The 14,817-nt window shown below is 65.2% G+C and carries 8 protein-coding genes; all 8 read left to right on the top strand.

Annotation, left to right across the window (positions count from 1 at the left end; genetic code table 11):
* Window positions 1-122 precede the first annotated feature (122 nt).
* Window positions 123-5,273 carry an AAA family ATPase gene (locus tag LIX93_RS14615; protein WP_226504768.1) on the top strand — a complete coding sequence of 1,717 codons (5,151 nt, stop codon included), beginning with the start codon at window positions 123-125 and terminating at the stop codon, window positions 5,271-5,273.
* 201 nt (window positions 5,274-5,474) lie between these two features.
* Complete coding sequence (locus LIX93_RS14610; RefSeq protein ID WP_226504767.1) at window positions 5,475-6,710, top strand: SfnB family sulfur acquisition oxidoreductase; 1,236 nt, start codon at window positions 5,475-5,477, stop codon at window positions 6,708-6,710.
* A 4-nt stretch (window positions 6,711-6,714) separates the two neighbouring features.
* On the top strand, window positions 6,715-7,953 hold the full coding sequence (locus LIX93_RS14605; protein WP_226504766.1) for an SfnB family sulfur acquisition oxidoreductase: 1,239 nt from the start codon (window positions 6,715-6,717) through the stop codon (window positions 7,951-7,953).
* A gap of 36 nt (window positions 7,954-7,989) precedes the next feature.
* The gene (locus LIX93_RS14600) at window positions 7,990-9,384 is read left to right on the top strand and encodes an LLM class flavin-dependent oxidoreductase (protein ID WP_226504765.1); all 1,395 of its coding nucleotides are present in this window, start codon (window positions 7,990-7,992) and stop codon (window positions 9,382-9,384) included.
* The gene (locus LIX93_RS14595) at window positions 9,381-11,111 is read left to right on the top strand and encodes an ABC transporter ATP-binding protein (RefSeq protein ID WP_226504764.1); all 1,731 of its coding nucleotides are present in this window, start codon (window positions 9,381-9,383) and stop codon (window positions 11,109-11,111) included. Before LIX93_RS14600 ends, LIX93_RS14595 begins: the two co-directional genes overlap by 4 nt.
* A 24-nt stretch (window positions 11,112-11,135) precedes the next feature.
* Complete coding sequence (locus LIX93_RS14590) at window positions 11,136-12,803, top strand: ABC transporter substrate-binding protein (RefSeq protein WP_226504763.1); 1,668 nt, start codon at window positions 11,136-11,138, stop codon at window positions 12,801-12,803.
* A 64-nt stretch (window positions 12,804-12,867) separates the two neighbouring features.
* Entirely contained in the window at window positions 12,868-13,839 is a 972-nt protein-coding gene (locus LIX93_RS14585; protein WP_226504762.1) for an ABC transporter permease, read from the top strand.
* Entirely contained in the window at window positions 13,836-14,687 is an 852-nt protein-coding gene (locus LIX93_RS14580; protein ID WP_226504761.1) for an ABC transporter permease, read from the top strand. Before LIX93_RS14585 ends, LIX93_RS14580 begins: the two co-directional genes overlap by 4 nt.
* Window positions 14,688-14,817 lie beyond the last annotated feature (130 nt).

Genomic DNA, 14,817 nt, shown 5'->3' with positions numbered 1-14,817 from the left:
ATAAACTTGCGAGCAAATCAGTTGCTTCGCTATAACGCCATACTCTCTGTGCATTGAACCCTTGCCCCGCAGCCACGCTTGAGTCGTGCGTGTTGCATTAACCCCATGGACAGCCTGCGACCATGACCGCACTCGACCCCCATAGCCTGGCCTGGGCTGCCGTCAATCTGCGGACCGATGCCGAGCGTTTCGACGAGCAGTGGCTGGGTGATCTGGAGTGGACGCTGCTGCAGGATCACGGCGGCCTGGTGTGGTGGCGGGTGCGCTCGCCCATGGCCACGCGCAGCTGGTTGGTGGTGCGCCCGCGCGATGAGGCGAGTGAGGCCGATGTGCGTCGGTTGGACCGCGAGTTGCTGTTTGCGGGTTACCTGCAACCGGCTTGGGCGGTGCTGCCGATGCTCAAGCTGCACTCCAGCGAAGGGCCGCTGCTGGTGCTCGATGATAACGGCGGGCGGCCGCTATCGGCCTTGGCGGATGGGCAGATTGCGGTCGGGCGTTTTCTGCGTCTGGCCACGGCGGCAGCATCGGCCCTGGCGGCGGCCCACGATCAGGGCATCACCCACCGCGACATCAAGCCCGCGCATTTCATCCTTGGCAGCGACAATCAGCTGCGCCTGAGCGGCTTCATGCTGGCGGCACATCCACAGTTGCCCCAGCCATCGGACGCCGATGCCATCAGCGGCAGCCTGCCCTACATGTCCCCGGAGCAGGGCGGACGCCTCAATCACGGGGCTGATCAGCGCAGCGATCTGTATTCGCTGGGCGTCTGCCTCTTCGAATTGCTCACCGGGCAGTTGCCGTTCAACGCCAACGATGCCGCAGGCTGGTTGCACCAGCACGTCGCGGTAGCGCCGGTGCCCTTGGCGCAGTATCGCCCGGGTTTGCCCAACGCCTTGCAACGCTTGATCGACGGGTTGCTGGCCAAATCCGCCAGCGAACGCTTCGCCAGTGCGGCGGTGCTGGCCGCGCAGCTGCGCCAGGCCTTGAGTGAGTGGAACGAATTCGGTCATATCAACGAACCCATCGGCGCCCACGACGCCGAGGCCCTGGTCAGCGCACCCGCGCCGCTGCTCGGGCGCGCGCTCGAGTACCAGCAATTGCTCGCCAGTGCTCAGCGCCTGAGTGCCGGACGATCGGGTGGCATGCTCTGGATCTCGGCGCCTGCGGGGATGGGCAAGACCGCGTTGGTGCGTCAATTGCGCGGCGAGCTCGCGGGTGGGTCGCTGATGTTCGGCAGTGGCAAATTCGAAGCGGGGCTGCAGAAAAGCCCCTATGCGGCGCTCTCCAGCGTGCTGGCCTCATTGCTGACGCGGGTCGTGGGTGACGAGCCCGAGGAGCTCGAACGCTGCAGTGTGCGTCTCAAGGCGGCATTGGGTGCCCATGGACAATTGCTGACACGCCTGGTGCCGGAACTGGAATGGGTCACTGGGCCACTGCCCGGCGACAACGAGCCCATCGCCGCCCAAGACCGTCGACGCCTGCTGGGATTGTTCCTGCGCACCTTGCGCGCGCTGGGCAGTGCCGAGCGCCCGGTGATCGTATTCGTTGATGACCTGCACTGGCTCGACAGCGAAAGCCTGGCGTTTTTCCAGGCGCTGCGCGCGGAGGATTTCCAGCACCTGCTGTTGATCGCGGCCTACCGCAGCGACGTCGAGAATACGGCATTGCAGAGCCTCCTAAGCTTTGCGCGAGGCTTGCCCGTACCGCGTGACGAGGTGCAGCTGCAGGGGCTCAAGACCGTTGAAGTGCTGGCCATGGTACGGGCCGGCCTGGCCCTCGCCGAGCCTGACGCGTTGCGCTTGGCGCAGCGGCTGCAGGCGCAGGGCGACGGCAATCCACTGTTCGTCAGCCAAGCCTTGCAGGCTTTCAAAGAGAGCCCGCCGCAGGCCGAAGCCTTGGCGGTGGGGGACCTGATCGAGGTGATGGACGTGCGCCTGGCGCGCCTGCCCGAGCCGACCCGGCGATTGCTCGGGTGCATGGCGCTGCTCGGCAGCCACGTCGAGCGCTCCTCGCTGGCGGCGGGTTGCGGTGTCTGCCCGAGTGCACTGGATGAGCTGCTGACGCCTGCCTTGAGCGCCCGCCTGATTCGCGAAAGTCACGATGGCCTGCTGTTCTGTCACGACCAGGTACAAGAAGCTGCCCTGCGTCTGCTGCCCAAGCGACTGGGCGCCGAGCACGCCCGTATCGCCACGCGTCTGGTGCAAGCGCTGTGCCCGAACGCCACTGCCGAGCAGCTCTTCCGTACCGCCGCCCACGTATTGCAATCCGACAGTCAGGTGCTGAGCGATGAGCAGCGCCAGGCTTTCATTCATCTGTTGCTGCGCGCCGCCTATCGAGCCAAGGACGCCGCTGCGGCAACCTTCGCGCTCGACTACCTGGCCCACGCGCAGCACTTGCTGAGTGAACAGGGGACGCCAGCGGATTCGCCGCTGATCTATGAAATGGCCTTTCTGCGCGCCCAGTGCCTGATCCTCAGCACCCAGTGCCTGATCCTCAGCACCCAGTACCTGAAAGCCGATGAACAGATCGTCGCGTTGCTCGGCTGGGTCGATGACAGCGCGGCGTTGTCGTCGCTGTACGTTCTCAAGACCGAGATTCTGCTGCTCGCCGGCGACTATGCCGGGGCCGTCGGTGCCGCCGTCGAAGCGTTGGCATGCCTGGGCTTGCAGGTCGATGTCGCGCCCGATGACGCCCAGGCCGACGCAGCCTGGCGGGCGGTACAGGCTAGCCTGGCAGGGCGCCAGGTCGCTTCCCTGAGCGAGCTGCCCGTCACCACTGACGGCCGTATCGCCCGCTTGGTCGGATTGCTGACCACCGCCGGCATCATCGGCTGCTTCGTGCAGCGCAATTTGATGTTCGTGCTGCTCTGCCATGGCGTGCGCCTGAGCCTTGAACATGGCCTCAGCGCTGCGGCCGCCCGTACCTTCGCCTGGTTCGGGGTGTCCAGCGCGCACCGCCACGACAGCCATGGCGAAGGTTTCGAATGGGCGCAGATGGCGCTGCATCTGGTCGATCAGCGCGGCTATGTCGAGCAGCGCCCCTCGGTGCTGCTGGCCCTGGACCGCATCAGCGCCTGGGCCCGGCCGTTGCCCTTCGCTCTGGGCTGTGCCGAGCAGGCGCTGCGCACCAGCCTGGCGCAAGATACGCCGGTCATGGGCTGTTATGCCAACAACCATATCGTCTCCGACCTGTTGGTGATGGGCGCGCCGATCGAGCGTACGCTGCGCCAGATCGACACCGGCCTGGCGCTGGCGCAGAACCTCGAATTCATCGACTCCCAGAACATTCTGTTCATCCAGGCCCTGTACATTCGCCGGCTGGCGGGAGGGGGCTCGGGCGCTATAGCGCTGCCCAGTCGTGACGAAATGGCTCGGCGCATGGCGGTGACGCACGTCGGGCCGGCGCAGTATTGGTGGCACCTGTTCGAAGGGCTGTTCTTCTATCTTGAAGGCGACTTCCGGCGCGCCAGCCTCGAACTGGATCAGGCCTGGGCGCTCAGCTGGGCGGCGCCGGCGCATATTCATCTGATTGATCTGGCGTTGTTCTCGGTGCTCAACAGTGCAGCCCGGCTGGACGGTTCGCCTGCCTCGCTGAGCGCACTGGAGCACCCGATGGAGCGCCTGCAGTACCTGGCGTCGCTCAACCCCAAAGCGTTCGGCGATCGTCTCGATCTGGGCCGCGCCGAGGTGTTGCGCGCCAAAGGCAAAACCCTGGAGGCGCTGCGCCTGTACGACGCGTCGGTGTCCAAGGCGCTGGGCTGTGGCGCGGTACACATTCAGGGCCTGGCCCACGAGCTGGCCAGCCGCTGTCATCAGGCACTGGGCCTGACGGTGTCGACCCGCACCCACCTGCGCAAGGCGCGCGATGCCTGGCGGCAATGGGGTGCCCACGGCTTGGCCGAGCAGATGGAAGCGCAACATCCTTATCTGCAAGAGCAAGCCATGGGCCCCCGGGCCAGCGTCGATCTGCCAGGCGGTCAGCAACAGTTGGACATGATGTCCATCACCAAGGCCTGCCAGGCGCTTTCCCGCGAGCTGCAGGTCGAGCAACTGCTCAAGACCCTGCTGGCCAATACCATCGTGCATGCCGGCGCCAGCCATGCCACATTGCTGCTGATGCAGGGCGACAACCTCAGCGTCGAAGCGCTCGGGCACGCCAGTGCCGAGGGCGTTGACGTCAGCCTGGTGCGCCATGCCCCGCGGGCCGATGAACTGCCCTTGAGCCTGGTGCGGACCGCCTTGCGCAGCCGGCGCTCGATCGTCATTGAAAATGCCCGCTATCCCGAACGCTTCGTCGATGATCCGTACTTGCGTGGCCGCCGCACCGGCTCGGTGCTGTGCGTGCCGTTGCTCAAACAAAGCGAGATCATTGGCGCCCTGTACCTGGAAAATCTACTGGTGGCCGGGGTGTTCAACCCGGCCAGGGTCGACGTGCTCGAAGTACTGGCCGCGCAGGCGGCGATTTCCCTGACCACCGCGCGGCTTTACGAAGACTTGCTGGAAGAGAACCGCCGGCGGCGCGACAGCGAAACGCGGCTGGTGGGCTCCCAGGCGGCATTGCGCAGCGCGCGGGCGGAGATGGCGCAGATCAGCCAACGCACGGTGCTGGCCGAGCTCGCTGCTTCGATCGCTCACGAAATCAACCAGCCGCTGCTGTCGATCCTGGCCAACGCCAGTGCCAGCCTGCGCTGGCTGGAACGCGATACCCCGGCACTGGAAGAAGCCACCGAGAGCGTGCGCGACATCCTCAGCGACGGCCGCCGCGCCGCCGATATCGTCAGTGCCATGCGCTCGCTGGCGTGCCAGGAACCCATGCGCCGTCAGCCGCTGGCCCTCGACGCACTGGTGCGTCGCGTCGTGGAGTTGACCCGCGCGGAGCTGGAGGACAAACACGTCGCCGTGCGGATGCTCATCGATCCGCTGCCCGCGCTGCAGGGCGACCCGGTGCAATTGCAGCAGGTGGTGCTCAATCTCATCAGCAATGCGGTGGAGGCCATGCACCGGGTCGAGCCCGCCGCACGGCTGCTGCGCCTGGAGCTGCGGGCGCTGCCGCAAGGGGTGCTGTTGATGGTCGAGGACAGCGGCCCTGGCGTCGCTGCGGCAAACAGCGAACAGATCTTCCAGGCGTTCTACTCCACCAAGGCCAGCGGCATGGGCATGGGCCTGGCCATCTGCAAGTCGATTGTCGAGGCCCATGGTGGGCGGCTGATGGTGGTGCATGGGCGAGGCGGGGAGACGATATTTGTGCTGTTGCTGCCGGGGCGCGCTGATTGACCGGCGATGCGAAGTGATTTAAGGGGCTCAGCAGCAACGCGAATATATATATTCTAAATCGCTATTTATCATTTTTTTTATTCCCGCATAACATAAGCACACCGGTCCACCGGACATCGCCGCCGTTCTAGCAAAACAGCATTTCAAACGATGACCGGACCTGCCCGCAGTTCCGGCCTACGCCAATGAAGCGAGGCCCGTGTGACTACCTTTTCCGCGCAGCTCCCGGCAGACACCGCTCCGGCTGTGTTCCCCGCCCATGTGATCGCCACCGACGCCGAAGCCCTGCAGGCGGCCCGCGAGTTCGCCGAGTACGCGAGCCGTGATGCGGCCTTGCGTGATCGCGAGCGACGGCTGCCCTGGGCCGAGCTTGAGCGCTTCACCGCCAGCGGTCTGGGCGGCATCACCGTCCCTCGTGCGTACGGCGGCGCCGAGGTCAGCTATGTGACCGTCGCCGAAGTGTTCAAGATCATCTGCCAGGCCGACCCGGCGCTGGGGCAGATCCCGCAGAATCACTTCGGGGTGCTCAGTGTGCTGCGCCATGTGGCCGAGCCCGCGCAACAACAGGCGTTGTTCCAGAGCATCCTCGAAGGCCGGCGCATCGGTAACGGCGGCCCGGAGCGGGGCACTAGACATACCCTCGACCTGCGCGCCACTGCACAGCGCCAGGCCGATGGCAGCTACCGCATCAAGGGCGAAAAATTCTATTCCACCGGCGCCTTGTTCGCCCATTGGGTCAGTGTCAAGGCACTGGACGAGGACGGCCAGGCGGTGATGGCGTTCGTCGAGCGCGGCAGCCCTGGCCTGCGCATCGTCGATGACTGGTCCGGTTTCGGCCAGCGCACCACCGCCAGCGGCACCGTGTTGCTCGACGACGTGGTGGTGCCTGCCGAGCGGGTCATCCACAGCGGGCATCTGGCGCAGGTGGCGAATATCCAGGGCGCGTTCTCGCAGTTGATTCAGGCCGCCATCGACGCAGGCATCGCCCATGCCGCGGTGGCCGATGCCATCGCTTTCGTGCGCGACAAGTCGCGGCCCTGGCATGACGCGCAGGTCGAGCACGCGCGGCTGGAGCCCTTTGTGATCGCCGAGGTCGGCAAGTTGCAGATCGAACTGCTGGCCGCTGACGCCCTGCTCGAGCGGGCTGGCCGCACGCTCGATGAAGTCGCCGCGCAGCCACTGGATGATGCCAGCGCTGCGCGAGCTTCGATCGCGGTGGCCGAGGCCAAGGTGCTGACCACCGAGATCGCCCTGCAGGCCAGCGAAAAACTCTTCGAGCTGGCCGGCAGCCGCGCCACCCTGGCCGAGTTCAACCTCGATCGCCATTGGCGCAACGCCCGCACCCATACCCTCCATGACCCAGTGCGCTGGAAGGTGCACGCCGTCGGTAATTACTACCTCAACGGCGCATTGCCTGCGCGCCACTCCTGGATCTGAGCCCATGAACGCACCCTTGCAATCAGGTACATCTTCGTCGGGAGCCAGCCCCCTCGCTACAGGGCGCGTTGTGCTGATCGAGAATGATGCCCAGGCCCTCGCTGCGGCCGAGGTATTGGCGCAGCAGTTCAGCCTTGACGCTGCGCTGCGTGATCGCGAGCGGCGCTTGCCGCATACCGAACTGGAAGCGTTTTCTCGCTCCGGGCTATGGGGCATCACGGTGCCGCGAGCCTTTGGCGGTGCCGAGGTCAGCAGCGTGACGCTGGCCAAGGTGATCGCGCGGATTGCCCAGGCCGATGGCTCGCTGGGGCAGATTCCGCAGAACCATTTTTATGCACTGCAAGTGTTGCGCGTCAACGGCAGCCTGGCCCAGCAGCAGCGCTTGTTCGCCGAAGTGCTGGCCGGTGCGCGCTTCGGCAACGCGCTGGCTGAGCTGGGCACCAGCACCTCGCAGATTCGTACCACTGCGTTGACCCGCGACGGTGAGGGTTATCGCATCAACGGCCGCAAGTTCTACTCTACCGGGGCTTTGTATGCCCAGCGGATTCCGACCTCGGCGGTGGACGAGCAGGGTGTGCAGCAGATGGTCTTCATCGATCGCGATACCCAAGGGCTGAAGATCGTCGACGACTGGTCCGGCTTCGGCCAGCGCACCACCGGCAGCGGCTCTGTGGTGCTCGACAACGTTTACGTGCAAGCGCGCGACATCGTGCCGTTTCAGGCGTCGTTCGATCGCCCGACCAGCGTCGGCCCGCACGCACAATTGATGCATGCTGCCATCGACACCGGCATCGCCCGCGCCGCTTATGAAGACACCCTGCGCTTCGTGCGTGAACACGCACGGCCGTGGCCGGATTCCGGCGTCGACAAGGCCAGCGAGGACCCACTGACCATCAGCGAGATCGGCCGCCTGGCGATCCGGCTGCACGCCGCCGAAGCCTTGCTCGAACGCGCAGGCACCGCCGTCGATGCCACGCTGCACGCGCCCGATGCCGCGAATGTTGCCCACGCATCCTTGGCGGTGGCCGCCGCCCGGGCCTTGAGCACGGAAGTATCGCTGGCTGCCGGCAGCAAGTTGATCGAACTGGGTGGCGCCCGCGCGTCCCTCAGCGAGCACGGCCTGGATCGCCACTGGCGCAACGCCCGCGTGCACACCCTGCACGACCCGGTGCGCTGGAAGTACCACGCGATCGGCAACTTCCACCTCAATCAGCAACTGCCGCCGCGCAAAGGCTACATCTGACTGCGCAAGCTGCTCGCGCCACCAAGAGATCACTCCATGGCACACAAACAGATCCTGCTCAACGCCTTCAACATGAACTGCGTGGGGCACATCAATCACGGCCTGTGGACCCATCCGCGGGACCGGTCGACCGAATACAACACCCTCGAATACTGGACCGACCTGGCCAAGACCTTGGAGCGCGGGCTGTTCGACGGGCTGTTCATTGCCGATATCGTCGGGGTCTATGACGTCTACCAGCAGGGCATCGACCTGACGCTCAAGGAGAGCATCCAGCTGCCGGTCAACGATCCCTTGCTGCTGGTCTCGGCCATGGCCGCGGTGACCCGCCACCTGGGCTTCGGCCTGACTGCCAACCTCAGCTACGACGCGCCGTATCTGTTCGCCCGGCGCATGTCGACCCTCGATCATCTGACCCGCGGCCGCATCGGCTGGAACATCGTCACCGGTTATCTGGAAAGCGCTGCCACTGCCATGGGCCGCCCGGCCCAGGTCGAGCACGACCGACGCTACGATCAGGCCGATGAATACCTCGAGGTGCTGTACAAACTCTGGGAAGGCAGCTGGGAAGAAGACGCCGTGGTCAAGGACCGCGAGCGCCGCGTCTATGCCCAGCCCGGCAAGGTGCACAAGGTCGAGCACCGTGGCGAGTTCTATCAGGTCGAGGGCTATCACTTGTGCGAGCCCTCGGTGCAGCGCACCCCGGTATTGTTCCAGGCCGGCTCTTCGCCCCGTGGCCAGCGTTTCGCTGGCGAGCATGCCGAGTGCGTGTTCATCAGTGGCCAGAGCCGTGCGGCAGTCAAAGTCGCGGTCGACACCATTCGCGACAGCGCGCGCAAGGCCGGCCGTGACCCCCAGGCGGTCAAGGTGTTCATGGGCATCAGCGTGGTGGTCGGCGCCACCGAGGCCCTGGCCCGCGAGAAACACGCCGAATACCTGCGTTATGCCAATCCCGAGGCGGGCCTGGCGCACTATGCCGCGTCCACTGGCATCGACCTGTCGCGCTATGCACTGGACGAGCCGATCCGCTATGAGAAAAACAATGCCATCGAGTCGGCGGTCAAGACCCTGACCCGCAACAACGACTGGACGGTACGCCGCATCCTTGAAGAAAACGCCTTGGGTGGCCGCTACCCGGCACTGGTCGGTGACCCCGAGCAAGTGGCGGATGCGTTGCAGGCCTGGATCGAAGACACCGGCCTGGACGGCTTCAACCTGACCCGCACCGTGACCCCGGAAAGCTACGAAGACTTCATCGACCTGGTGATCCCGGTGTTGCAGGCCCGCGGCCTGTACAAGACCGAATACGCCCAGGGCAGCCTGCGCCACAAGCTGTTCGGCCAGGGCGATCGTTTGCCCGCCGAGCACAGCGGCGCGCGCTGGCGTCAGGCGCCCGCTTCGGCCGACAACGCCAAAGTGGCCCGTTCATGACAGCGCTGCTGGATGTCCGCGGTCTGCAGGTCAGCTTCGCCGGCCAGGCCGTGGTCCGCGATCTGGACTTCACCCTCGAGGCTGGGCAGACCCTGGCCTTGGTGGGCGAATCCGGCTGCGGCAAGTCCAGCACCGCAATGGCGCTGATGCGCCTGCTGCCCAAACACGCCGAGGTCAAAGGGCAACTGCTGTTCGAGGGCCGCGAGCTGCTCGGCCTCTCGGACAAGCACATGAGCCAGTTGCGTGGCGATGCGCTGTCGATGATCTTTCAGGAGCCCATGACCTCGCTCAACCCGCTGCAGAGCATCGGCCAGCAGGTCGCCGAAACCTTGGTGCTGCATCGCGGCATGACCCACCAGGCAGCGCTGGCCGAGGCTCTGACCTTGCTTGATCGGGTCAAGCTGCCTGAAGCGCACAAGCGGTTGCTCGACTATCCCCATCAGCTGTCTGGCGGTCAGCGGCAACGGGTGATGATCGCCGCAGCCATCGCTTGCAAACCGCGCCTGCTGATCGCCGACGAGCCGACCACTGCCCTGGATGTCACCCTGCAAGCACAGATACTCGCTTTGCTTGATGAGTTGCGTGCCGAATTGGGCATGGGCCTGCTCCTCATCACCCACGACCTGGGCGTAGTGGGGCAGTGGGCCGACCACGTGGTGGTCATGCACGGTGGGCGCAAGGTCGAGCAGGCCAGCACCGAGCGCTTGTTCGCGGCCCATCCGCAGCCGCCGTTGCACCCCTATGCTGCCGGTCTGTTGCAGGCGTCGATGCACGACGGCGGCAAGGGCCATTACCGCGACAACCGTCTGAGCGAGATCCGCGTGCGCGAAGATGCTCAAGGCCAGGTGCTGTTTCAGGGCTTCACCCCTGAGCCCGTACAGTTGTTGCCGATCGGCCGTCAGCCGTTGTTGCAGGTGCGCGACCTCAAGGTTCACTACAGCGCGCCCCATGGCCAGCGCGTCGAGGCGGTGCGCGGCGTCAGTTTCGAGGTGCGTGGCGGCCAGACCGTCGGGTTGGTAGGCGAGTCAGGGTGCGGCAAGTCGAGCCTGTCGCGGGCGATCATGCGCCTGGTGGACAGCGTCGGCGGGCAGATCGTGCTCGACGGCGAGGACATTACCGCGCTGCACGGGCGCGCGCTCAAGCCGTTCCGCCGCCGGGTGCAGATGGTCTTTCAGGACCCTTACGCTTCGCTCAACCCGCGCCAGACGGTGGCGACCTTGCTCGACACCGCGCTGCGCATCCATGCCGTGGGCGATCGCCGCGAACGCCAGCAACGCGCCGCTCGCATGCTCGATGCCGTCGGCCTGCCGAGCAGCGCCCTGGCGCGCTACCCCCATGAGTTCTCCGGCGGCCAGCGCCAGCGCATCGGCATCGCCCGGGCGCTGCTGCTGGAGCCGCAACTGTTGATCTGCGACGAGCCGGTGTCGGCGCTGGACGTCTCGGTGCAGGCGCAGATCCTCAATCTGCTGGTCGAGCTCAAGGCGCAGTTCAACCTGGCCTACTTTTTCATTTCTCACGACCTGGCGGTGGTGCGCTACTTCGCCGATCAGGTGCTGGTGATGAACGCCGGGCGCATCGTCGAAAGCGGCGACCACCAGCAGGTCTGGCAGCACCCGCAACACCCGTATACCCAGAGCCTGATCGAGGCGGTGCCGAGCTGTCGGCCCGTGGCGAGCTGGCAATCCCTGTCCCGGCCCGCGGCAGTGTCCGCCGCTCAAGCGCTATAGAGGCGCTCTCAAGGAAACAACCTCATGCACGACCTTTCATTGGTGCCCCGCCGCGCATTCGCGATGGTGGCCAACGCGGTGCTGGCTGGCAGCTTGTTGTTGAGTGCCACGGCATTTGCCGCCGACGCTGCGCCCGCTACCGGCAACGCTGCGGCCAGCGAGCAGGGCGCCCAGCGCGGCGGCGTGCTCAAGGCGGTGATCCAGCCCGAGCCGCCGACCCTGGCGTTTTTCATCAATACCGCCACGCCGACCCGCGCCGTGGCGAGCAAGATCTTCGACGGCCTGTTCGACTACGGGCCGGACTTGAAGCCGCGTCCACAATTGGCCCAAAGCCTGGACATCTCCCCTGACGGCCTGACTGTTACCTTCAAGCTGCGGCCCAATGTGCAATGGCATGACGGCCAGGCGTTCACCGCCGCCGACGTCAAGTTCAGCGCTGAAGTGATCTGGAAAAAGTACGCTCCCACCGCGCGGCGGATCTTCCAGAACCTGACGTCGGTAGATACCCCGGACGACCTCACCGTGGTCTTGCACCTGTCCAAGCCGGCGCCGGTGCTGGTCAACGCCCTGGACGTGGTCAGCGCGCCGATTCTGCCCAAACACCTGTACGAAGGTACCGACATCCTCAACAACCCGTACAACAACAAGCCGGTGGGCACCGGGCCATTCGTGTTCAAGGAATGGCAGCGCGGCAGCTTTATCAGCCTGACCCGCAACGAGCACTACTGGGAAGCCGGCAAGCCGTATCTGGACGGTATCGTGTGGAAGATCATCCCCGATGTCGCCGGCCGCGCCACCGCGTTCGAAACCGGTGACGTGCAATACGGCGAGCGCAACCCGGTGACCTTCGCCGACGCCAAGCGCCTGGCCAAGCTGCCTGATCTGGAAGTTTCCACCGACGGCTACAACGGCTTCGCCTCGTGGTTCTGGTTGATGCCCAACCTGCGCGATCCGATCCTCGGCAAGCTGCAGGTGCGTCAGGCCATCGCCCACGCGATCGACCGCCAGGCACTGGTAAAGACTGTGTGGAATGGCTATGCGGTACCTGCCACCGGGCCGGTGTCGTCGTTGCTCAAGGGGTTTTATGACAAGGACACCCAGCAGTACAACTACGACCCTGCCGAGGCCGAACGGCTGCTCGATGCGGCGGGCTTCCCACGGCAGGCCGACGGCTGGCGGTTCAAGCTCAACCACGACTACATCCCTTATGGCGATGACTACAAGCGCACCGGCGAGTTCGTCCGCCAGGCACTGCGCAAGGTCGGTATCGACGTGACCCTGCGCAGCCTCGACCTGGCCACCTGGACCAAGAACGTGTTCACCGATTACAACTTCCAGCTGGTCAGCTCCTGGGGCGCCAACTGGCAGGATCCGCAACTGGGGGTCGAGCAGCATTTCTGGTCCAGGTCCGAGAGCAAAGGCACCCCGTGGTTGAACGCCACCGGCTACGCCAACCCGGAGATGGACGCGGCTCTGGAAGATGCCCAGACCCAGCTCGATCCGGCCAAGCGCGTGCTCGACTACAACAAGGTGCAGGAGCTGGCGCAGCGTGATCTGTCACAGATCGTGCAGTTCGAGTTCCGGTGGTTCGGCATCTGGGATCGCCAGTTGCACAACGTCACCGACACCTACGATCACTCGCAAAGCAACTTCGCCCACGTCTGGCTCGCTCCCAAGGCCGGCGCCCAGTAATACCTCCTGTCCGCGGGGCGCCTTTGCAGGCGTCCTGCGCAGGACCTGACCCGGTGACACAGCCATGCTGAACCTGGTATTGCGCCGCCTGCCGTTGATCGTGTTGACGGTGTTGGCTACGGCGGTGCTGAATTTCTTTCTGCTCAAGGCCGTGCCCGGCGATCTGGTGGATGTCATCGCCGTGCAGAGCGGCTCGGCCACCCCTGAATACATGGCGCAACTGCGCGCCGCCTATGGGCTGGACAGCGGTCTGCTGATCCAGCTGGGGCACTATCTGTGGCAGCTGGCGCACCTGGATCTAGGCCATTCGTTTCGCTACAACGAATCGGTGCTTGGCCTGATCCTCGGGCGCTTGCCGGCGACCCTGGCGCTGGTGGGCGCGGCGCTGACCTTGGCGGTGGTCTTCGGGGTGCTGTTCGGTATCGCCTCGGCGCAGCGCCCACATGGCTGGCTCGACACTGTGTTGTCGAGCCTGTCGACCCTGGGCTACAGCGCGCCGATGTTCTGGACTGCGCTGATGCTCATCGTGCTGTTCGGCGTGCACCTGGACTGGCTGCCGGTCTCGGGCACAGAGGAAATCGGCGTCGACCGCCACGGTGCGGCGCTGTGGCTGGACCGCGCGCGGCACTTGGTACTACCGGCGTCGACCCTGGCGTTGTATTACCTGGCGGTGTTCGCGCGGCTGTCGCGGGCTTCGATGATCGAGACCCTGCAAGAGGATTTCATCCGCACCGCACGCGCCAAGGGCAACCGTGGCCCGCGGATCGTATGGCGGCATGCCCTGCGCAACGCCATGCTGCCGGTGGTGACCATGTTCGGCTTGCAGAGCAGTGCCTTGCTCGGTGGCAGCATCGTGGTCGAAAGCGTGTTCGCCTGGCCGGGGCTGGGGCAGTTGTCGTTCGATGCCATTACCAATCGCGACCTCAATGTGCTGCTCGGCATCCTGCTGTTCAGTGCGGTGCTGGTGGTGCTGTTGAATCTGCTGGTCGACCTGCTGTATCGCGTGCTCGATCCACGAGTGAGGCATGAGCCATGAAACAGCTGTTACGCAATCTGGCGCGGCAACCCTCGGCCTGGGTCGGCGGGATCATGTTGCTGATGGTCGCAGGCGCCGCGCTGAGCGCGAGCCTGTGGTTCCCCGGCGACCCGCTCGAGATGGTCGGGGCGCCGTATCTGGCACCGGGGGAGGACGGCGATTTGCCGCTCGGCACCGACCTCATGGGCCGTGACCTGCTGGCCGGGCTGTTGCACGGCGCGCAGGTGTCGTTGCTGGTGGGCGGGGTGGCGGCCTTGATCGCCTTGAGCATCGGTATCGTGATCGGTGCCTTGGCCGGTTTCTATCGCGGCAAGGTGGATGCAGCGCTGATGCGCGTCACCGAGTTTTTCCAGACCATCCCGGCGTTTTTGCTGGCGATCATCCTGGTGGCGGTGCTGCAACCGTCGTTGGCAACCCTGGTGTTCGCCTTGGGCGTGACGTCCTGGACGGGCATCGCGCGCCTGACCCGTGGCGAGTTCCTGGTGTTGCGCGAGCGCGAGTTCGTGCGCGCCGCCGAGGCGCTCGGGGCATCGCCGTTGCGCTTGATGGTGCGGGAGATTCTGCCTAACGCGCTGACGCCGATCATCGTCAGCACCGCGCTGCTGGTGGCCAACGCGATATTGTCCGAGGCGGGTCTGGCGTTTCTGGGGTTGGGCGATCCTAACCATGTGAGCTGGGGAAGCATGGTCGGTGTGGGGCGCGAGGCGTTGCGTACCGCGCCTTATATGACCGCGTTGCCTGGGGCGGCGATCATGCTCACGGTACTGGCGTTGAATCTGCTTGGCGATGCGCTCAATACCGCGCTCAATCCCAAGCTCGCCCGGCAGCGCGGCGCGGCATTGGTTTGAATGTAGCGAGGGGGATAGCCCGCGAAAATCGTACTGGCGCCATCAATGCGTAGAGCATGCCGAATCGGGGGGCAAGTCCCCCTCGTTGCTGGCATATTTATATTCCATTAGAGTATTTAAACCTCTGCGC

This window comes from Pseudomonas sp. MWU16-30317 (assembly GCF_020515695.1).
Taxonomy (GTDB): Bacteria; Pseudomonadota; Gammaproteobacteria; order Pseudomonadales; family Pseudomonadaceae; genus Aquipseudomonas.
This window is presented reverse-complemented; position numbering and strand designations above follow the sequence as displayed.

What these genes read in the sequence shown, in the direction of transcription:
- LIX93_RS14615 (WP_226504768.1), top strand. Translation starts at nt 123, where the DNA reads ATGACCGCACTCGACCCCCATAGCCTGGCCTGGGCTGCCGTCAATCTG.
- LIX93_RS14605 (WP_226504766.1), top strand. Translation starts at nt 6,715, where the DNA reads ATGAACGCACCCTTGCAATCAGGTACATCTTCGTCGGGAGCCAGCCCC.
- LIX93_RS14600 (WP_226504765.1), top strand. Translation starts at nt 7,990, where the DNA reads ATGGCACACAAACAGATCCTGCTCAACGCCTTCAACATGAACTGCGTG.
- LIX93_RS14595 (WP_226504764.1), top strand. Translation starts at nt 9,381, where the DNA reads ATGACAGCGCTGCTGGATGTCCGCGGTCTGCAGGTCAGCTTCGCCGGC.
- LIX93_RS14590 (WP_226504763.1), top strand. Translation starts at nt 11,136, where the DNA reads ATGCACGACCTTTCATTGGTGCCCCGCCGCGCATTCGCGATGGTGGCC.
- LIX93_RS14585 (WP_226504762.1), top strand. Translation starts at nt 12,868, where the DNA reads ATGCTGAACCTGGTATTGCGCCGCCTGCCGTTGATCGTGTTGACGGTG.
- LIX93_RS14580 (WP_226504761.1), top strand. Translation starts at nt 13,836, where the DNA reads ATGAAACAGCTGTTACGCAATCTGGCGCGGCAACCCTCGGCCTGGGTC.